The 18,468-nt window shown below is 68.3% G+C and carries 19 protein-coding genes; 2 read left to right on the top strand and 17 right to left on the bottom strand.

Features of this window, described 5'->3' with window-relative positions:
* Positions 1–84 precede the first annotated feature (84 nt).
* Genes BIU97_RS05450 through iolC form a run of 6 tightly spaced genes read right to left on the bottom strand, consistent with a single transcriptional unit; the run spans position 85 to position 7,340 of the window.
* Positions 85–1,011: a sugar phosphate isomerase/epimerase family protein gene (locus BIU97_RS05450; protein ID WP_071263521.1), complete on the bottom strand. Its 927-nt coding sequence runs from the start codon at positions 1,009–1,011 to the stop codon at positions 85–87.
* A gap of 42 nt (positions 1,012–1,053) precedes the next feature.
* The gene (gene iolD, locus BIU97_RS05455) at positions 1,054–2,943 is read right to left on the bottom strand and encodes a 3D-(3,5/4)-trihydroxycyclohexane-1,2-dione acylhydrolase (decyclizing) (protein WP_175472415.1); all 1,890 of its coding nucleotides are present in this window, start codon (positions 2,941–2,943) and stop codon (positions 1,054–1,056) included.
* A gap of 17 nt (positions 2,944–2,960) precedes the next feature.
* The gene (iolB, locus tag BIU97_RS05460) at positions 2,961–3,851 is read right to left on the bottom strand and encodes a 5-deoxy-glucuronate isomerase (RefSeq protein ID WP_071297207.1); all 891 of its coding nucleotides are present in this window, start codon (positions 3,849–3,851) and stop codon (positions 2,961–2,963) included.
* 6 nt (positions 3,852–3,857) lie between these two features.
* Positions 3,858–5,369 (bottom strand): CoA-acylating methylmalonate-semialdehyde dehydrogenase, encoded by a 1,512-nt coding sequence (locus tag BIU97_RS05465; RefSeq protein ID WP_071263527.1) that lies wholly within the window; start codon positions 5,367–5,369, stop codon positions 3,858–3,860.
* Positions 5,366–6,355, bottom strand: coding sequence for a class I fructose-bisphosphate aldolase (locus tag BIU97_RS05470; protein WP_071263530.1), 990 nt, complete (start codon positions 6,353–6,355; stop codon positions 5,366–5,368). The genes BIU97_RS05465 and BIU97_RS05470 overlap by 4 nt, the downstream gene beginning before the upstream one ends.
* Positions 6,348–7,340 carry a 5-dehydro-2-deoxygluconokinase gene (iolC, locus tag BIU97_RS05475; protein WP_071263533.1) on the bottom strand — a complete coding sequence of 331 codons (993 nt, stop codon included), beginning with the start codon at positions 7,338–7,340 and terminating at the stop codon, positions 6,348–6,350. The genes BIU97_RS05470 and iolC overlap by 8 nt, the downstream gene beginning before the upstream one ends.
* A gap of 166 nt (positions 7,341–7,506) precedes the next feature.
* On the opposite strand from iolC, the gene BIU97_RS05480 reads away from it, so the two are divergent.
* Positions 7,507–8,781 carry a DNA recombination protein RmuC gene (locus BIU97_RS05480; protein WP_071263535.1) on the top strand — a complete coding sequence of 425 codons (1,275 nt, stop codon included), beginning with the start codon at positions 7,507–7,509 and terminating at the stop codon, positions 8,779–8,781.
* 11 nt (positions 8,782–8,792) lie between these two features.
* Complete coding sequence (locus tag BIU97_RS05485) at positions 8,793–9,893, top strand: DUF1266 domain-containing protein (RefSeq protein WP_071263539.1); 1,101 nt, start codon at positions 8,793–8,795, stop codon at positions 9,891–9,893.
* A gap of 30 nt (positions 9,894–9,923) precedes the next feature.
* On the opposite strand, the gene BIU97_RS17985 is transcribed toward BIU97_RS05485, so the two are convergent.
* From BIU97_RS17985 to BIU97_RS17990, 11 genes are all read right to left on the bottom strand, one after another.
* Complete coding sequence (locus tag BIU97_RS17985) at positions 9,924–10,100, bottom strand: hypothetical protein (protein WP_175472150.1); 177 nt, start codon at positions 10,098–10,100, stop codon at positions 9,924–9,926.
* A 186-nt stretch (positions 10,101–10,286) separates the two neighbouring features.
* Positions 10,287–10,496, bottom strand: a complete 210-nt coding sequence (locus tag BIU97_RS05495) for a hypothetical protein (protein ID WP_071263559.1) — start codon at positions 10,494–10,496, stop codon at positions 10,287–10,289.
* A 73-nt stretch (positions 10,497–10,569) separates the two neighbouring features.
* Positions 10,570–11,061 (bottom strand): hypothetical protein, encoded by a 492-nt coding sequence (locus tag BIU97_RS17530; RefSeq protein ID WP_139195912.1) that lies wholly within the window; start codon positions 11,059–11,061, stop codon positions 10,570–10,572.
* A 66-nt stretch (positions 11,062–11,127) separates the two neighbouring features.
* Positions 11,128–11,349 (bottom strand): hypothetical protein, encoded by a 222-nt coding sequence (locus BIU97_RS05505; RefSeq protein ID WP_071290540.1) that lies wholly within the window; start codon positions 11,347–11,349, stop codon positions 11,128–11,130.
* Positions 11,350–11,444: 95 nt separating this feature from the next.
* Positions 11,445–12,119 carry a hypothetical protein gene (locus BIU97_RS05510; RefSeq protein ID WP_139195913.1) on the bottom strand — a complete coding sequence of 225 codons (675 nt, stop codon included), beginning with the start codon at positions 12,117–12,119 and terminating at the stop codon, positions 11,445–11,447.
* A 52-nt stretch (positions 12,120–12,171) separates the two neighbouring features.
* Positions 12,172–12,921, bottom strand: coding sequence for a PoNe immunity protein domain-containing protein (locus tag BIU97_RS05515; RefSeq protein ID WP_139195914.1), 750 nt, complete (start codon positions 12,919–12,921; stop codon positions 12,172–12,174).
* 241 nt (positions 12,922–13,162) lie between these two features.
* Positions 13,163–13,924 (bottom strand): PoNe immunity protein domain-containing protein, encoded by a 762-nt coding sequence (locus BIU97_RS05520; protein ID WP_139195915.1) that lies wholly within the window; start codon positions 13,922–13,924, stop codon positions 13,163–13,165.
* Between the two features lie 138 nt (positions 13,925–14,062).
* Entirely contained in the window at positions 14,063–14,821 is a 759-nt protein-coding gene (locus tag BIU97_RS05525) for a PoNe immunity protein domain-containing protein (protein WP_175472149.1), read from the bottom strand.
* Between the two features lie 360 nt (positions 14,822–15,181).
* On the bottom strand, positions 15,182–15,862 hold the full coding sequence (locus BIU97_RS05530) for a PoNe immunity protein domain-containing protein (protein ID WP_175472148.1): 681 nt from the start codon (positions 15,860–15,862) through the stop codon (positions 15,182–15,184).
* Between the two features lie 627 nt (positions 15,863–16,489).
* Entirely contained in the window at positions 16,490–17,248 is a 759-nt protein-coding gene (locus BIU97_RS05535; RefSeq protein WP_139195916.1) for a PoNe immunity protein domain-containing protein, read from the bottom strand.
* 5 nt (positions 17,249–17,253) lie between these two features.
* Positions 17,254–18,468 (bottom strand): hypothetical protein (locus BIU97_RS17990; RefSeq protein WP_217640097.1); only part of this gene is annotated, 1,215 nt, incomplete at its 5' end.

Consider the following 18,468-nt stretch of genomic DNA (forward strand, 5'->3'; position numbering starts at 1 on the left):
GGGGTGACGACTGCGGGGGGACGACTGGGGTGACGACTGCGGGGGGACGACTGGGGTGACGACTGGTGGTGGACGGACCCCGGGTCAGCGTGCTCGGGCGGCGGCGGTCGAGCCGAAGATGTGCTGGAACGTGCGCTCGGCGATCGGGCCCGGAGCGTCGACGGAGCAGCCGTACATGTCCTGCTCGACGATGCCGAAGACGTCCGGGTTGATCTTCGCGACGGCCTCGATGACCGGCGCGAGTTCCGGGGTGCCGTGCGGCGGCTCGGTCATGATGCCCTGCGCCACCGCGGTGGCGAACGGGACGTCGTTCTTCAGCACGTCGGGGAGCAGGTCGGTGTCGACCTGCTTGAGGTGCAGGTAGCCGATGCGCTCGGGGTGCTCGGCGATGAGCCGGAGGTTGTCGCCGCCGTAGTACGCGAAGTGGCCGGTGTCGAGGCAGAGGTTCGTGTACTCGGGGTTCGTCTCCGACAGGAACCGCACGGTCTCCGTGTGGGTGCCGACGTGGCTGTCCGCGTGGGTGTGGAACTGCTGGTGGACGCCGAACTCCTCGAGCAGTGCCTTGCCGAGCTGGTCGTGGCCCGCGCCCAGGCGCTCCCACTGCTCGTCCGTCAGGGTGCGGGACTCGAGCACCTCTTCCGTGGCGTCCGAGCGCCAGAGGTCCGGGATGGTCACGAGGTGCTCGGCGCCGAGCGCCGCGGCGAGCCCCGCGACCTTCACGGCCTGGTCCCACGCGCGCTGGAACTGGTCGTCGCCCTTGTGGAAGCCCGTGAACACGGTGCCGGCGGACAGCCGGAGCCCGCGGGACTCCAGTTCGTCTCGCAGCTGCGAGGGGTCGGTGGGCAGGTACCCGTACGGACCGAGCTCGATCCACTCGTACCCGGCCGCGGTCGCCTCGTCGAGGAAGCGCTGCCACGGGACCTGCTTCGGGTCGTCCGGGAACCAGACGCCCCACGAGTCGGGAGCGGTACCGATCCGGATGGCGTCGGTGGCGGTGGCGGTGTCGGTCATGACGAGGGTCGTCTTCTCTCTGGACGGTGTGGTGGGAGGTGTTCAGCCGAGCAGGGGCCGCTGCGCCGCGACCTGCTGCTCGTACGCGGCGCGGGCCTGCTGCGTGCTCGGCAGCGTGGAGGTCTGGGCGACCGGGACGTCCCACCAGCCGTCGCCGTCGGGGGCGTAGACGAGCGGGTCCGAGTGGACGTGCACGAGGGTGGTGTGGTCGTTCGCCTTGGCCTGCCGCACCGCGGCCGTGAGGTCGTCGATCGCGTCCGGCCCGGGCTGCACCTCGATGACGTCGACGCCGTAAGAGCGGGCGTTCGCGGCGAGGTCGACGGGGAGCACGTCACCGCCGTCGAACGAGCCGGTCTCGTCGAGGTAGCGGTACCTCGTGCCGTACCGCTCGGACCCGACGGTCTCGGACAGGTGTCCGATGGAGGCGTACCCGTTGTTCTGGACGAGGACGACCACGATCTTGATGCCCTCGGCCACGGCCGTGACGAGCTCGGTGTGCAGCATGAGGTAGCTGCCGTCCCCGACCATGACGATCGCGTCGCGGTCCGGGGCGGCGCGTCGGACGCCGAGACCCCCGGCGATCTCGTAGCCCATGCACGAGAACGCGTACTCGACGTGGTAGCCGAGCGCGTCCCGCACCCGCCACAGCTTGTGCAGGTCACCCGGCAACGACCCCGCCGCCTGGATGACGACGTCGCGCGGGTCCGTCGCTGCCTGCACCGCGCCGATGATCTCGGACTGACCGGGCACGGCCAGACCCGAGGGCGCGAACGCGGCGTCGACGACGGCGTCCCACTCCTGCTTGCGCTGGGCGATCTCGGCCGCGTAGCCGGCGTCGACCGCGTACGACGAGTCGGACGTGAGCGACGTGGTCAAGGCGCCCAGTGCCTCCCGGGCGTCCGCGACCAGCGGCAGCTGCGTGCCGTGCTTGTAGGCGTCGAACGCGGCGACGTTGACGTTCACGAACGTGACGTCCGGGTCCTGGAACGCGGTGCGCGAGGCCGTCGTGAAGTCGCTGTACCGCGTGCCGATCCCGATGACGACGTCGGCCTGCGCGGCGATCGCGTTCGCCGCGGCGGTGCCGGTCGCACCGATGCCGCCGAGGTACTGCGGGTGGTCCCAGACGAGCGACCCGCCGCCGGCCTGCGAGGTGCCGACCGGGATGCCGGTCGCCTCGACGAAGGCGGCGAGCTCCTGCTCCGCTCCGGAGTACAGCACGCCACCGCCGGCGACGATGACGGGACGCTTCGCCGACCGGATCGCCGCCACCGCACGCGCAAGCGGCCCGTGCTCGGGCAGCGGCCGGCGGACGTGCCACTCGCGCGGCTGCAGGAAGGCGACGGGGACGTCGAGCTGCTCGGCCTGGACGTCCTCGGGCAGGGCGATGGTCACGGCGCCGGTCTCGGCCGGGTCCGTGAGCACCCGCATCGCCGCGAGCGCGATCGAGAACAGCTGCTCCGGACGCTCGACGCGGTCGAAGTAGCGGGACAGCGGCCGGAACGCGTCGGTCACCTGCAGCGAGGTGTCGTGCGGCAGCTCGATCTGCTGCAGCACCGGGTCGGTCGTGCGCGTGGCGAAGGTGTCCGACGGCAGCAGGAGTGCCGGCAGCCGGTTCGTCGTCGCGAGCGCCGCGGCGGTGAGCATGTTCGCGGCACCGGGGCCGACCGAGGCCGTCGCCGCGAAGGTCGCACGGCGGCGGCGCATGCGGGCGAAGCCGACGGCCTCGTGCACCATCGCCTGCTCGTTCCGGGCCTGGTGGTACGGCAGCAGCCCGGGCTGCTCGACGTGGAGCTGCTTGACGGCCTGGCCGACCCCGGCGACGTTGCCGTGCCCGAAGATGCCGAAGATCCCCGGGATCGTGCGCTCGCGGACGTCACCGTCGACGGTCCACTGGGCGGCCAGGAACTCGACGAGTGCCTGACCGACGGTCATCCTCCGTGTGTCGGTGGTCACGCGAGCTTCCTTTCGTAGGGCAGGCGCGGGTCGATCGACTCGGATTCCCACACCTGGCGGACCCAGCCGTGCGCCGGGTCGTCGGTGATGTTCCAGACGCGCTCCGGGTCGGGCCCGGCCATCACGTTGAGGTAGTACATGTCGTAGCCCGGCGCCGCGACCGCGGGTCCGTGCCAGCCGTACGGCACGAGGGCGATGTCGCCGGTCCGCACCTGTCGGAACTCGTCGATCGCACGGTCGTCGGACGCGTACGTCCGGTGCAGCGCGAACGGGTCTGCCGTGGGCGGAGCGGGGACACCGCGGGCCACCGCGGACTCGTAGTAGTAGATCTCCTCGAGGTCCGACTCCTCGCCGGGCACGGACGTGTCGTGCTTGTGCGGTGGGTACGACGACCAGTTGCCGGCCGGCGTGATCACCTCGCACACGATGAACCTGTCCGCGTCGAGCGCCGCCGGGGTGCCGAAGTTGTGCACCTGCCGGCTGGACTGCCCGGCGCCGCGGAGCTCCACCGGCACGTCCTGCCGGGCCACGTACGTGGTCGGCTTGACGGTCGCGGTGGGCGCCTCGGCGACCGCGAGCCGACCGGATCCGGTGATCCGCGCCGCCGTCCCGGAACCGAGGTACAGGACGTCGGTCGGTCCCTCGAAGACGCTGGCGCGTCCGTCGAGGGCCTGTGTCGTGTCGTCGTACGCCACGGTGAAGCTGCCGGCGAGGGGGACGACGATGCGTTCCACGGCGTCGGCCGGGAGGCGCAGCTCGCCCCCGTCGGTCAGCGCGCCGGTCCGCAGACCGGTGTGCGCCCACCCCGCGACACGGCCGTCGATGACGTCCGTCCAGCCGGCCTCGGGGCGGGAGCCGGCGGGGTTGAACCAGGTGTCGGTGGTCACGAGCGCTCAGCCGTTCGACGGGAAGCCGAGGTTGATGCCGCCGTGCGACGGGTCGAGCCACCGGCTCGTGATCGCCTTCTGGCGGGTGAAGAAGCTCACGCCGTCGGCCCCGTACGCCTTGTGGTCGCCGAACAGCGAGTTCTTCCAGCCACCGAACGAGTAGTAGGCGACGGGCACCGGGATCGGGACGTTGATGCCGATCATGCCGACCTGCACGTCGCGCTGGAACCGTCGGGCCGCGCCGCCGTCGTTCGTGAAGATGGCGGTGCCGTTGCCGTACGCGCCGGAGTTGATGAGCTCGAGGCCCTCTTCGTAGGACTGGACCCGGACGACCGAGAGCACCGGACCGAAGATCTCCTCGGTGTAGACGCGGCTCGTGGTGGGGACCCGGTCGATCAGCGTCGGGCCCAGCCAGAAGCCGTTCTCGTCGCCGTCGGGTCGGACGGTGCGGCCGTCCACCACGACCACCGCACCGTCCTGCTCTGCGACCTCGATGTACGAGGCGACCTTGTCACGGTGCTGTTCCGTCACGAGCGGGCCCATGTCGCACCCGCGACGACCGTCGCCGATGCGCAGGGTCGCGGCGCGCTCCGTGATCTTCTGGATGAGCTCGTCGGCCACCGGCTCGACGGCGACGACGACCGAGATCGCCATGCAGCGCTCACCGGCCGAACCGAAGCCGGCGTTGATGGCGTTGTCCGCGACGAGGTCGAGGTCGGCGTCGGGCAGGACGAGCATGTGGTTCTTCGCACCGCCGAGGGCCTGCACGCGCTTGCCGTGCTTCGTGCCGGTCTCGTAGACGTACTGCGCGATCGGGGTCGAGCCGACGAAGGAGATGGACTCGACGTCGGGGCTCGTGAGGAGGCCGTCGACGCTCAGCTTGTCGCCGTTGAGGACGTTGAACACGCCGTCCGGGAGCCCTGCCTCCCGGAACTTCGACGCGAGCCAGATCGCGGCGCTCGGGTCCTTCTCGCTCGGCTTCAACACGACGGTGTTGCCGGCGGCGATCGCGATCGGCAGGAACCACAGCGGCACCATGGCGGGGAAGTTGAACGGGCTGATGATGCCGACGACGCCGAGCGGCTGGCGGATCGAGTAGACGTCGATGCCGGTCGAGACCTGGTCCGAGAACTCGCCCTTCATGAGGCTCGGGATGTTCGTCGCGAGCTCGACGACCTCTTGCCCGCGGGCGATCTCGCCGAGGGCGTCGTCGATGACCTTGCCGTGCTCGCTCGTGATGATCTCGGCGAGCTCCGCCTTGTCGCGGTTGAGGACCTCGCGGAACGCGAAGAGGATCTGCTGCCGCTTCGACAGCGACAGGTTGCTCCACGCCGGGAACGCCGCCTTCGCGCTTGCGATCGCCGCCCGGATCTCCTCCTCGTTCGCGAGGGCGACCTGCTTCGTCACGACGCCCAGCGCCGGGTCGTACACGGGGGCTGTGTTGCCGGACGTCGACGCGACGCGTGCCCCGTCGATCCAGTGCCCGATGGTCGTGGTGGCGGTCTCGGTGGTGGTCATGCGTTGCTTCCTTCCGGGACGGACGAGTCCATGGTGGTGGTGCCGTGGAGCCGAGCGGCTGGGTCGTGGGTTCCTGTGGAGGACCCGGCACGGGCCTCCTGGGTGTGGACGAGCCCCGCGGCCACGTCGACGGCCGCGGCGACGTCGCCGTCCGGCGGGTACAGCAGCGTGCGTCCGACGACCAGGCCACGCACCCCGGGGAGTGCCAGCGCGTCGGCCCACCTGCCGTAGGTCTCGAGCGGGCGGGACGACGGGTCCCCGCCGAGCAGCAGGGTCGGCAGCGTCGTCGCGGCCATCACCCGCTCCATGTCGTCCACGACCGGGATCTTGAGCCAGCTGTACGCGCTCGACTCCCCCAGCCCGGCGGCGATCGCCATCGAGGTGATCACGGCGTCGGCGGTCAGGTCGTTGACCACCCGGCCGTCCTGCCACGCCGACATGAACGGCTCGAGCATGATCGGCAGCCGGAGCGCGGCCGCCTCGCTGACCGCCCGCGCCGTGGCCTCGAGGGTCGGGGCGGTGTGCGGGTCGTCCAGGGCGATGCGCACCAGGAGCTTGGCGAAGTCCAGCCCCGAGTCCTTGATGGCCTGCGCCGAGTACGCCGTGTAGCGGTCGTCCATCTCGAACGTCGCGCCCCGCAGGCCCCCGCGGTTCATCGAGCCGACCACGACCTTGTCGTCGAGGGCGCCCAGGAGCGCGAGGTCCTCGAGGACGTCCGGCGTGCCGAGCACCCCGTCCACCCCGGGGCGACCGAGCGCCGTGACGAGCCGCTCGAGCAGGTCGTACCGGTCGGCCATGGCGGACTCGTCGTCCCGGACGGCCAGGGCACCGCGCGCCGGGTGGTCGGCGGCCACGATGAAGAGCTTGCCGTCGTCGGCGAGCAGGGAGCGCTTGCGCCGGGCGTCGAGCACGGCCCGCACGAGCTCGGGCTGCCCGGCGCGGACGTCCCGCAGCCGCGCGAAGTCGGCGGTGCTGATCTCAGGCATCGACGGCCTCCTCCGTGGGGTTGTCCTGCAGGAACTGCTCGACCTCGTCAGTCGTCGGCATCGCGGTCGAGCACTCGAACCGGGTGGCGACGATCGCGCCGGCCGCGTTGCAGAACGCGAGGGTCCGTTCGAGGCCCCAGCCCTGCAGCAGTCCGTGGACGAGCGCGCCGCCGAAGCCGTCGCCCGAGCCGAGCCCGTTCACGACGTCGATGTGGTGCGGCCGGAACTCGACGAACTCGTCGCGGGTCTTCGCCAGCACGCCCCTCGGACCCTGCTTGACGATCGCGATCTCGACGCCGCGGTCGAGCAGGGCGTCGGCGGCGCGGACGGGGTCGGTCTCACCGACGGCGACCTCGCACTCCTCGCGGTTGCCGACGGCCACCGTGGCGTGTTCGAGCGCAACGGCGACCTCGCGCGTCGCGGCCTCGGGGCTCGACCAGAACATCGACCGGTAGTCGAGGTCGAGCACGGTGTGCCGGGCGGTCGGGGACGCGGCGGCGCTTCGCGCTTCGTTCGCCACGTGGTGCGCCTGGCGGCTCGGCTCCTCGCTCAGGCCCGTCACCGTGGTCCAGAAGATCCTCGCCCGCTCGATCTCGTGCAGCGGCAGGGACTTCGCGGTGATCATCAGGTCCGGCGCCTTCGGGGCCCGGTAGAAGTACAGCGGGAAGTCGTCCGGCGGGAAGATCTCGCAGAACGCGACCGGGGTGTTCAGCCCCTCGACCGTCTCGACGAAGGCGTTCGCGACGCCGAACTCCGGCAGGGTCCGGGCGACGTACCGGCCGAACGGATCGTTGCCCGTGCGGGTGATGACCGCGGCGTCGGCTCCGTGCCGGGCTGCTGCGATCGCGACGTTCGTGGCGCTGCCGCCGACGGACTTCGAGAAGGTCGAGACGTCCTCGAGCGGGCCGGTCTGCTGCGGGTAGACGTCGACGCTGACGCGTCCCATCGTGATCACGTCGTAGGCGTGGGGTGCTTCGTTCGTCATGCGACGCGGTGGACCTTCCGTGCGGCTTCATCGGCGGACGACCACGACTGTACACCTCGTTTGCCCTAATGTCATGACATGGAACGCGACAGCCGTCGCGCTGGTTCCGCGACAGCTCCGGTGAGCCGGGAGGCGCGGTGTCGGTGGATCCTGCCAGGGTCGCGTCATGCAGATCCTCGCCCTGGTCATCGGACTCCTGATCGGCGTCGCCGTCGGTGCGGTCGTCGCCTGGTCGCTCGCCCGCTCGCGCGCGGGCGTCGACGCGGCCGCGTCCCGCGCCACGGCCGAGGGCCTGCGCGACCAGCTCGACGCCGTCCGCCGCGACGCCGAGGAGCGCCTCGACGCGCAGGACGCCCAGTACCGGCGGCAGGTCGACTCCCTCGAGCGGCGCTCCGCCGAACTCGAACACCTGGTGCAGCGGATGCACGGTGCCGACACGGCCCGCAACCAGAACGAGTCGAAGGTGCTCTCCGCGCTCAGCCCGGTGGCGCAGACCCTCGACGCGATGCGCGCGAAGATCGCCGAGCTCGAGCAGTCCCGGAGCGAGCAGTACGGCGCACTCTCCGCACAGCTGCGCTCCGCCGCGGAGTCCGAGGAACGACTCCGCGCCACCGCCGACGTCCTCGCCGGCGCCCTGTCGTCGAACAGCACCCGCGGCGTCTGGGGCGAGACGCAGCTCCGCAACGTCGTCGAGGCGGCCGGGTTGCTCGAACGCGTCGACTTCGACGTGCAGTCCTCCGTGACGACCGCCGTCGGCACCGCCCGCCCGGACATGGTCGTGCACCTGCCCGGCGGCAAGACCATCGCCGTCGACGCGAAGGTCCCGTTCAGCGCCTACCTGCAGGCCGCCGAGATCCCCGCGACCGCCACGGGGGCAGAGGCCGCTCGCCGTGACCAGCTCGTCGCACAGCACGTCAAGGCACTCCGTGCGCACATCGACGCACTCGCCGCCCGCGAGTACTGGACCGGGTACGACGCCTCCCCCGAACTGACGATCGCGTTCATCCCGTCCGAGTCGCTCATCTCCAGCGCCCTCGCCGCCGACCCGGGCCTGCTCGACCACGCGTTCCGGAAGCGGATCGCGCTCGCGTCCCCGGTGACGCTCTGGTCGGTGCTCAAGACCGTGGCCTTCTCGTGGCAGCAGGACGTCGTCTCGCAAGAGGCACACGAGCTCTTCAAGGTGTCCCGCGAGCTCTACGGACGGCTGTCGACCATGGCCGGGCACGTCGACAAGCTGGGCCGGTCGATCCGGACCACCGTCGTCGACTACAACCGCTTCGTCGGCTCGCTCGAACGGCAGGTGCTGCCGAGCGCCCGACGCCTGTCACTGCTCGACGAGTCGAAGGTCATCGCCGACCCGGCGTCGATCGAGGACGAGCCACGACTGCTCACGGCGCCGGAACTCGTCGGCGCCGTCGAGGAGGACCGACCAGGTCGGTAGGCTCCTCCGTCATGGGGGAAGCACTGCAGAACCATCCCGGCGACCGCGAGTTCCCGGTCCGCGCCCGATGGCGACACCGCGCGATGGTCGCCACAGCGCGCAAGCAGACCGGGCGTCGGCGGGACCGGTCGGCCGCCTGGGTCATCATGGCGATCGCGATCGTGGCGTTCTTCGTCGCCCTCGTCGCCGCCACCGCCGGCCCGTACGACGTCCGGGAACACTTCGGCTACGGCGCCCAGGCCGCCTGGCGCTGTCTGCTCATCGCCGTCGTGGTCTGGTTCGTGCTGACCTTCGTCGCTTCGCTGCGGGACATCGGCCTGCCCGTCCGCGAGCAGCGGCGCTACCGCCAGCGCACCGGGGCCGCCGAGCTGCCGGTCCGTCGCCAACAGCAGCTCGCCCTGGCGTCCTTCGGGGACTTCCACGACGGCTGGTGGCCGACGTCGCTCGCCCCGTACGGAGCGCGGGTCGAGCTCGGCGGCGAGTACCTGCAGGACACCACCCCGTCACCCTTCGTCACCATCCCCCTGCCCGCCGTGACCTTCCTGCGCCGCGAACTCGACGAGACCTACAAGATCGCCAGCGGCCGTGACGCCCAGGTGTTCGCCGTCGACCTGCTCGGACCGAAGAGCGCCTCGTGGCAGTTCCTCGCCCTGAGCCGTTCGCGCGAGGGCGAGGCACGTCTGACGCGGGTGTCGTCCCTGCTCGGCACGGACCCGTGGGCGGCGTCGAACCTGCTCGAGGCGGGTTCCGGGCGACCACCGAAGCTGCTGTGGTCGATGGACGTGAAGAACGCCATCGCCGCCGTCCGCGGCGCCTACGTCGCGGGGCTGCTCAGCGCCGAGGACGCCTGGGCGTCGATCGACCTCGTGTCGAACGTCGCCTTCACGGTGTTCGACTCGTGGGACGACTACTTCGACAACCTCCGCGCGGCCTACGCCGTGGTCTACGACGAGCTCAAGACCGTGCAGGAGTTCGACGCTCTGCGGCGCGAGCTCTCCGCGTCCGACTGGCCCGTCACCCGACTGCCGTGGCCGGCCACTCCCGGCGCGCCCCTGCCCCGGACCGTCAGCGAACCGCTGCGGGCGGACGAGGACGACGCGTCGATCTCCTGACTGTGGGCGGGTCGCCCTCGGGGCGACGGCTCATGCGTCGGAGTACCCGGGGAGCGCGCGCACGGCTTCGGCGTTGCGGTCCCACTCCGTTGCGATCCGCCCGATCGGCCACGCGTCAGAGCCGCCGAACAGCCACATGGTCGCCAGGATCACCATGTCCGATGCGAACGCCGTGAGGTGCCCCGAAACCGGCATGAAGTCGTCCATCTCGCGTTCCTCGGCGGACCGGCCGATGTGGTGCCGAAGCGCCTTCCCTTGCATCAACGGCTCCCTGACCATCCATCCGGCAGTTGTGCCGCAACCGACGGTGAGTCGGAGTCGCGAGCGGCTTTGAAAGCCACCGCCGCGTATGCGCCACGCTGCCTCGTCCATTGAGTGTGGGACACACCCTTGTCAGGGACGCGCAGCGCGCGCTGCCGTACTCGCACGACGAACGTCCCCGTAGACCGCGATCAACACCGATCCCCGGATCAGCGCAGCCCCGCCCGGAACCATGACGAACGACCTCACCCGGGCCGCCTTCTCGAAGGCGTTCCGGACCTGCTTCAGAACGTCCATCGAGGACGGACCGAGCGCTGTGCGGAGCAGTTCGACGTCGATCATCCAAGGCCACCTTCGTTCGTGGAGCGACCAGGAGCATCCGCCGCGACAGCGCCCTTCGTCGCCTCGGGCTCCTTCACGCTGTCTGCCTCCGCTCGAGCTTCGCCGCACGATCGAGCACCTTGATCAACGGCTTCGGCGCCAGGAACGCTCGTGCCAGCCCTTGAGCGGTGAAGCCGTCGGCTCCGACCAACCTGGCCTTCGCTCCGGCACTCAGCATTGCACTGGCGCCAGCCACCGCGTCGTCCACGGAGACCGGATGTGGGTTCGAACGATTCGGTCGCACGGGAAGAGAACGTCGAACGAGCAGTCGGAGCGGAGTCTCTCCAACCACGGCAGAGTTGAGCAGAGCCGCATCGACACGAATTGCTGCTTGGATGTCGATGAGGGATCCATGCGTAGCGGCCTCGAACACAGCCGATACGCCCGACTCGTCATCCTCGAACACCCGACCCTGCTGCAGCACGGTGATGAGCCCGGCGGGTGCGTTTCCGAGGATTCGGGCGTAGCTCAGTGGGGTCGCCCCGAGGTCGTTGACGTGGCGGGGATCCGCGCCGGCGTCGAGCAAGACGGCGACCGGATCGAGTCCGCCGTCGCCTGAGCTCGCCACCGCGAGCTGCAGCGGCGTCGTCCTTCAACGGTCCGGCGAGTCCACCTGCACCCCGAGGTCCAGGAGTGCTCGCATCGCATGCACCGCGCCGCTCCGAGCCGCGAAGTGGAGGGGCGTGAGGGCGTCGGCATTGGCGCGTGAGGCTGAAAACACTTCGAAGCCTTCCGCCGCGATCCTCATGATCGCCTGCGGATCATCCGCGATGATTGCATCCCAGAACGCAGAACTGTCCATCGCTGTGCTCATCGGATGATGCTATCCAGCTATCCATCTGGTCTGGCCATCAGGTTGCCCTTCGCCACAGGAACGTCATGGGTCGTTCCGCCGGGTCAGCTGATGGATCAGACGAGGGGATTGCCCTCGAGGACCTTCTTGGACAACGTTTCCCAATCACCAAAATCTGGCGTGTTCACCCAGTTCGGACCAACGTCGACTCCGTGGAACTGCTCCAAGTCTCTTGTCTGCCTGAAGTGATCGACCCGCGTGAGCTGCCCATCGCCGTTCGGAGACAGGTGCAATTGATCGGAGAACAGGGGCTTGTTGGCCAGAGCGCGTTCCTTCGGCCTGAAGTCATCGGGGTCGGGGAAGATCTTGTAGATCACTTCGCTGAGGAACAACCGCCCGCCCCACCGATTCGAATACGTACCAATGGTCACGTTGCGATTGTCTTCGTCCCAAACGAACACTTGGAACGCTGGCCCGTCGACGGCAAAACCGCCCCGAGGCGTGACCTCCAAGGTCCAAGACGGCACGGCAGATGCGGGATCGATCGCAAAGCCGCCGTCGTCCCGCCTGACGAAGCTGCCCACGCTCGGTTCGGCAGGGACCACAGTGAACCAGTCGATCTGATCGGCCTGATGCTCGTCCCAACGCCCGCGACACTGTTGCTCGCTCAGAAACCCTCTCGGATCCGGTGTTCGAGTGGAGTGGTTCCACTTCTGCATGTAAAGGTATCCGTGCTCGATCACGGGCTCCTCGACGGTGCTCGACTTCTCGGCTCGGCCGAATCTGAACATCAACATCTCCCGGCTTGGACGAAGTCTCGGGGCGCAGTCACGATGCCGACATTTAGGGGACAACGCTGAGGTCGACTGGGTAGTACGGCGCCGACCGCAAGGCTGTGTCGTCCAACCCCCGCGCCACGACGAGCCCGGCAGCCTCCCACGCCCAGTACCCGAAGTACTTCGCGAACCGGTCACCCTGCACTGCCTGTAGTGCCGGCGCCCACCAGATGAAGGAGATGTTCTTCTCCCACGCCTGCACGTACCTCAGCAACGCCGCCTCCGCAAGAGCAGGCTCCCCCTCCGCAGCCGTCAAGAGGTTCTGGAAGGGCCGCTTGTGCCACACCGAATCCCGGACTGGCTCCACCCCCAACAACACCCCCAATACCGGATCCGCACCACCAGCAGCAGCAACCACCCTGACCAGCCGACCCAGCAACGCCGGATCAACACCCACACACCGCGCCACCGACGCCAACCACAACGCGTAGTAGTACGTCGACTTGTTCTCAAACGTCATCGGATCCAGTGGGAGGGTCGCGTCAGAGACGGCCGAATAAAGGTTCCAGGTCTCCCAGACGGTCACCGCCGACCCGAGATCATCCTCAAGCGATTCAATCGGGTATCCCGCCGAATATCGTGCGCCCAGCAGGAAGAACGTGCTCTCGAAGTTCGTCTGGGTCCGGACGATCCCGACCCGTAGGTCGTCCGGCTGGAACCGATGGCTGGATGGTCGGAACTCCTCGACACTGCGCGTCAAGACCTTGATCGCGTTGGTCCAGTAGGCGGCACTCACTCGGTTGTCGCGCGGGATCACGTCCTTCACCGTAGACGGACCGCCGCCCCGGATCGTCGCAGCGCAACGGAACCAACCGGGCTGATCGTCACGACCATGGATCAGAGTGCCGTGTCAGCCGGGACTCGGACGACCGACCACCTGCGTGCGCGGTCGTCCCCACCGGACACCGGCCGACGAAAGCGACGAGACCGGCGAACCGTCGTCCCGCGACGCGGAACGCATCCGATCGTCGCAACCCGACCTGGAGCGGGTCACACCCTCACAGGAGATCGACCGGCAGGAACGGCGATCTCAGGCGATCGAGCCGCACATCGGTCGCTCGTGCGATCGCCGAGAGTTCCAGTGCCCAGTACCCGAAGAAGCCTGCACCGTAACCTTCGCCTGGGAGGACTGCTTCCAGCGACCCCATCCAGTCCATCGGCCTCATGCGTGAGGGCCAGTCCGAGAGGTACGCCTCGATTGCTCGGGTGGCGTCGCCTGGCTGCTCGAGCGCCGTGAGCAGGGGTCGCGCGAACTGCGGCGTGGACGGCATGTCCTCTCCGCGGCTGTGGATCCCAGATGCAGACGCGAGCACCGCGAACAGCGGGTCCGCCCCCTGCCGAACGACCATCTCGAGGAGGGCCCTCGCACTGTGCTCCCGGCCGCAGCCCATCGTGATGCCGAGAAGCCGCAACACACTGATGTAGTACTCGCTCCCGCCGCTGAGGCTCGGCGACGGCCCGCGGTCGGAAAACGCCAGATCGACCCACCTGCAGTACGCGCCCGCCACCGATTCCGCCACGTCTCCGATGGCGTCGCGGCCAACGCCTGCGGAATACTGCGCGGCGAGGTAACGAAGGCCCATGTGCCACTCACCACGCACGGCACGCAGCAGTTTCGTCGGATCGGTTGCCCGCTGCGCGGCGGCCTTGCGACCTTCCCAATTCGTCGAGGTCACCTCGATGGCGCTCTGCCAATATCGCGAATCGAACTCGGCGGCTCGCTGCCGAAGCACAGTTTTGCGTCGAAGAAAGGGGGTCATCCCGGAAGAACCTTCCCCGACCCGGGCACGCTCAGGTGCGGCGACCGTGGGGAGATCGGAACTCGGCCCAGAAGTCTTGCGGGATCCGAGAATGCTGTCGCTCCTCCCCCGAGGTCCGCGTTCGTGCTGGTGGTCGATTCATCTGTCCTGCTTGCTGTCGACGAGGTCGGCTGGGTAGTAAGGCGATGCTCGCAGCGCCGTGTCGTCCAACCCGCGCGCGACGACGAGCCCCGCAGCCTCCCACGCCCAGTACCCGAAGTACGTCGCAAAGCGGTCGCCCTGCACGGCCTTCAGTGCGGGCGCCCACCAGATGAAGGAGATGTTCTTCTCCCACGCCTGCACGTACCGCAGCAACGCCGCCTCCGCACGATCCGGCTTCCCCACCGCAGCCGTCAACAGGTTCTGGAACGGCCGCTTGTGCCACACCGACTCCCGCACTGGCTCCACCCCCAGCAGCACCCCCAACACGGGATCCGCACCACCAGCAGCAGCAACCACCCCGACCAGCCGATCCATCAGAACCGACTCGCCCCCCACACACCGCGCCACCGACGCCAACCACAACGCGTAGTAGTACGTCGACTTGTTGCCGAACTCCATCGGGTCGAGGGGGAACCCCGCATCCGGCACCGCCGCGTACCGGTTCCAGGTCTCCCACACCGTCACCCCCGACTCGACGTCCTCCGCCAACTCTTCCACGGACACACCCGCCGAGTACCGCGCGCCCAACAGAAAGAATGTGCCCTCGAAGTTCGCAGTCGTCCGCAGGATTCCGGCCCGGACGTCGTCTGAGCGGAATTTGTGACTGAAAGGACGGAACTGCTCAACATTGCGCGTCAAAATCCGTAACGCATCATCCCAGTACGCAGCACTTACTCGTCGATCGCGCGAGATCATGCTGTTCAGCGTAGTCGTGCCGCCGCGTCGAGTAGCTGCGGGAGACATGTGCCATCGGGACTGATCTTCACCACTACTCACTCGAGAGTTACCGCAAGCAGAGCATCTACGGCAGCGTAGGAGTGCTCCCAGCAGTGCCGATCTGAAGTCGTGAGCCGCGTTGGCCGGCGCCGCTTGTGGCCTACTCAGCCCCGAGGCCGTCACTCATGCCGGCGGTCGACTATGTCCTTCACCCTTTCGTCTGCGATCGCTCATTGGGTCTGCCTTGCCCCCACCACTGACTGGGCAACGGAGCGAACGCTGACAGCGCACACCTTCCCAACGGCTCCCACCGAGCATGCTTGCGAAGATGTCAGGAGCTCACAGGAGATCGATCGGCAAGAAGGGCGACTCGACGCCATCGAGGTCAACACCTGCCGACCGTACGATCGCAGGCACTTCGAACGCCCAATAGCCGACAAACCCCTCGCCGTACTCGACGCCCGGTCGGACATGGTCCAAGGACCCCATCCAGGACAACGGCTTCATCCGGGATGGCCAGTCCTGCAGGTACTTCCGGAGCTGCTGCGGGGCCGACGACGGTTGGTCGAGGGCTGCCATGAGCGGGCGTGCGAGGCGGGGGGTCGACACTTCGACGTCACCTGTTCGGTGCCGTCCGCCGAGCCTGGCAGAGAGTCCGTCGAACAATGCGTCGTTGCCCTGGCGCGACACGGCATCGAGGATGGTTGCAGCACTGTCCGACCTGGAGCTCCCCACCGCGAGCCCAAGCAGACGCAGCACACTCACGTAGTAGTCGTTTCCGTCCGAGAGACTCGGGGACCTGTCCGGAAGATCAATGGCGAGCTCGACCCAGCTCGAGTAGGACTCGGCAACGGAGCCGACTGCGGCACCGATCTCGGCCAATTCGACCCCGGCGGAGTACTGCACCGCCAGGTACTTCAAGCCGGTGTGCCACGAATCCCGGGCACCCTTCGTCCGCCGCTCCGGCTCGACAGCACGGGCGTACGCACTCTTCCGCCCCTCCCAGTTCGTCGAGGTCACGTCGAGGGCGCTTCGCCAGTACCGCTCGTCGACCTCCCGCGCCCGAGGGCGCAGCGCTGTCCTCCGTCGCAGGAACGCCACGGCTCAGTGCACCTGGCCCGCGAAGTCAACCGGGAATTGAGTTGCCCCTCCGTCATGACCCACGCCTACCACGCTCCGCGGGAGCTTGCCGTCTTCGAGTAGCCGTTGAATTGCTTCACAGTGCTTCGCGTTCACGGCTTGCTCGAGTCGAGTCTCGGTCCCTCGCCCGGCCAACGAGTCGATCCATCGGTCGCTCAGCTGCCGCCCGCTCAGCTTCATGTTCCTCAACGGGCTGCTCGGAGAAACCCAGTGGTTCCGATGATGCCAGCCCGGACGTCATCGGACCGGAAAGTGTGACTGAGCGGACGAAATTCCTCGACATCCTGCGTGAGGATCCGCAAGGCGTCGCCCCAGTAAGCAGCAGTCACTCGGTCATCACGTGGCATCATCGCGATCAGCGCAGCCGGCCGGCGCGTCGAGCAGGTGTTGAGACAGGATTGCCCGGGTTGATGTCGACCATGACGGATTCCGGCGTCCGGACGACAAGACCTTGCGCCGCTTGTGGCCTAGCCAGGCCCGAGGTCGTCACGCGTGCTGGCGGTCGGCTCATCTATCCTGCATGCCGTCGACGAGGTCGGCCGGGTAGTACGGCGACGCCCGCAATGCCGTGTCGTCCAGGCCGCGGGCCACGACGAGCCCAGCAGCCTCCCACGCCCAGTACCCGAAGTAGGTCTCGAACTGATCCCCCTGCACCGCCTTCAGTGCGGGCGCCCACCAGATGAACGAGATGTTCTTCTCCCACGCCTGAACGTACCTCAGCAACGCCGCCTCCGCACGAGCAGGCTCCCCCACCGCAGCCGTCAACAGGTTCTGGAACGGCCGCTTGTGCCAGACCGAATCCCGCACAGGCTCGATCCCCAACAGCGTCCCGAGCACCGGATCAGCGCCGCCACCGGCGGTGACGATCTCGATCATCCGGACTCTCACGTCCGGATCGACGCCGACACACCGCGCCACCGACGACAGCCATAGTGCGTAGTAATACGGCGGCTTGTCGTCGAAGGTCAGCGGGTCAAGGGGGAAGCCATCGGCTGACTGGGCAGCGTACTGGTTCCAGGTCTCCCAAATAGTCACAACTGATGCGACATCATCGGCAAGCTCGGACGCCGGATGGCCCGCTGAGTACCGCGCGCCGAGCAGGAAGAGAGCGTTGTCGAAGTTCGCTGTGGTCCGGATGATCCCAGCTCGCACGTCCTCGGCCCGGAACCGGTGGCTGAACGGACGGAACTCCTCGACACTGCGCGTCAGGACTTCGATCGCGTTGGTCCAGTAGGCGGTACTCACTCGGTCGTCGCGCGGAATCATGTTCTTCACCGTAGACGAGCCGCTGCGTCGAGCAGTTGCGGCAAACAGGAGCCGTCCGGACTGATCTTGACAACTGCGCGCTCGAGAGTGCCGTCCTCGAGCGCATTTGCTACGGCATTACGGTGAGCGAATTGCGTACCCACCCTGAGTCGCGAGCCAGCCTCTCCTTGAAGGATGCCGTTGAGCCAGCCGTCAGACATCTGACGACCGTGCCGTTTCGTCATGCCGAGTAGATCTACACCCGACTTCCCTGCGTTTGAGGAGAACTTCGACTCCACCACGACGTACTGCCCGGTCTCCGGGTGGTGGAAGACGTGGTCCACGCCGTTCTTGAACACGCTCTTCGGGACAGTGACATCAACGTAGCCGTGCGACTCGAACAGAGCCTTCGTCTGCGCCTCGCCGAACTCGGCCTTGGCCTTGTTCGACGCGAGACGCGAGATCGAGTGACCAGTGGGGTTCACGACGTCGGTGATCCGCCGCACTGGTGCCGAGACGACCTTCCCGGCACTCGCGAGAGGGCGTTGCACTCTCGTCAGGTACGCCCGAGCGGTCCGAGACGCCATGCTGAACGGACCAGTCGACCGCCCGACGACCGCGACACCCTTCATGCTGATCGATCCGACTCGTGAGATCTGCGTCGCGATCCGGGTGCTCTTCAGGAGCGTGCCGACGGCGCCGCCGGCGGGGACGCAGTCGAGCAGTGCGAAGGCGAGGTCCCACCCGTCGGCGGTGCCCTTGCTCATCTTGTACAACGTGTCCGCGAGCACGACGAGGGCGATCGCGGCGATGATCAACGTCCACGGTCCGGGGATGATCATCGCGATGATCCCGCCGACCGCGACGACGACCTTCGCCACCGACACGATGGTCTCCCACGCCTCGGAGCCGAAGATCTTGTCCCACGTGGACTGCTTGCCGAGCCCGGCGTCGGCGGCTTCGCCGATCTTCGTCGCGGTGCGCCGTTCCCCGTCCTCCCAGTCGCCCTTCGCGTCGGCGACGAGCCGCTTCGCCGCGTCGATCCGGGACTGCGCCGCAGCGATGTCGCCCTGCGCGCTCGACACGGAGCCCTGCGCGACGGAGGCGTTGTCGGACGCTGCCCGCAACTGCGCCGGCGACGGCACGTCCACCCCGTCGGGGACGTCGGAGCCCGCCGGGTACTTCTCCGCGACCTTCGACAGGTCCTTCGACGCCGACTGGTAGTGCGACAGGGTCGACTG

The organism is Curtobacterium sp. MCBA15_009 (assembly GCF_001864895.1).
Lineage (GTDB): Bacteria > Actinomycetota > Actinomycetes > Actinomycetales > Microbacteriaceae > Curtobacterium.

Bases quoted from the DNA above. Each gene is read 5' to 3' on its own strand.
- iolC (WP_071263533.1), bottom strand. From the start codon at position 7,340: ATGACGAACGAAGCACCCCACGCCTACGACGTGATCACGATGGGACGC.
- BIU97_RS05510 (WP_139195913.1), bottom strand. From the start codon at position 12,119: ATGTTCAGATTCGGCCGAGCCGAGAAGTCGAGCACCGTCGAGGAGCCC.
- BIU97_RS05450 (WP_071263521.1), bottom strand. From the start codon at position 1,011: ATGACCGACACCGCCACCGCCACCGACGCCATCCGGATCGGTACCGCT.
- BIU97_RS05535 (WP_139195916.1), bottom strand. From the start codon at position 17,248: ATGATTCCGCGCGACGACCGAGTGAGTACCGCCTACTGGACCAACGCG.
- BIU97_RS05470 (WP_071263530.1), bottom strand. From the start codon at position 6,355: ATGCCTGAGATCAGCACCGCCGACTTCGCGCGGCTGCGGGACGTCCGC.
- BIU97_RS05495 (WP_071263559.1), bottom strand. From the start codon at position 10,496: ATGATCGACGTCGAACTGCTCCGCACAGCGCTCGGTCCGTCCTCGATG.
- BIU97_RS17985 (WP_175472150.1), bottom strand. From the start codon at position 10,100: ATGGACGACTTCATGCCGGTTTCGGGGCACCTCACGGCGTTCGCATCG.
- BIU97_RS05485 (WP_071263539.1), top strand. From the start codon at position 8,793: ATGGGGGAAGCACTGCAGAACCATCCCGGCGACCGCGAGTTCCCGGTC.
- BIU97_RS05525 (WP_175472149.1), bottom strand. From the start codon at position 14,821: ATGATCTCGCGCGATCGACGAGTAAGTGCTGCGTACTGGGATGATGCG.
- BIU97_RS05465 (WP_071263527.1), bottom strand. From the start codon at position 5,369: ATGACCACCACCGAGACCGCCACCACGACCATCGGGCACTGGATCGAC.
- iolD (WP_175472415.1), bottom strand. From the start codon at position 2,943: ATGACCGTCGGTCAGGCACTCGTCGAGTTCCTGGCCGCCCAGTGGACC.
- BIU97_RS05505 (WP_071290540.1), bottom strand. From the start codon at position 11,349: ATGAGCACAGCGATGGACAGTTCTGCGTTCTGGGATGCAATCATCGCG.
- BIU97_RS05480 (WP_071263535.1), top strand. From the start codon at position 7,507: ATGCAGATCCTCGCCCTGGTCATCGGACTCCTGATCGGCGTCGCCGTC.
- BIU97_RS05520 (WP_139195915.1), bottom strand. From the start codon at position 13,924: ATGACCCCCTTTCTTCGACGCAAAACTGTGCTTCGGCAGCGAGCCGCC.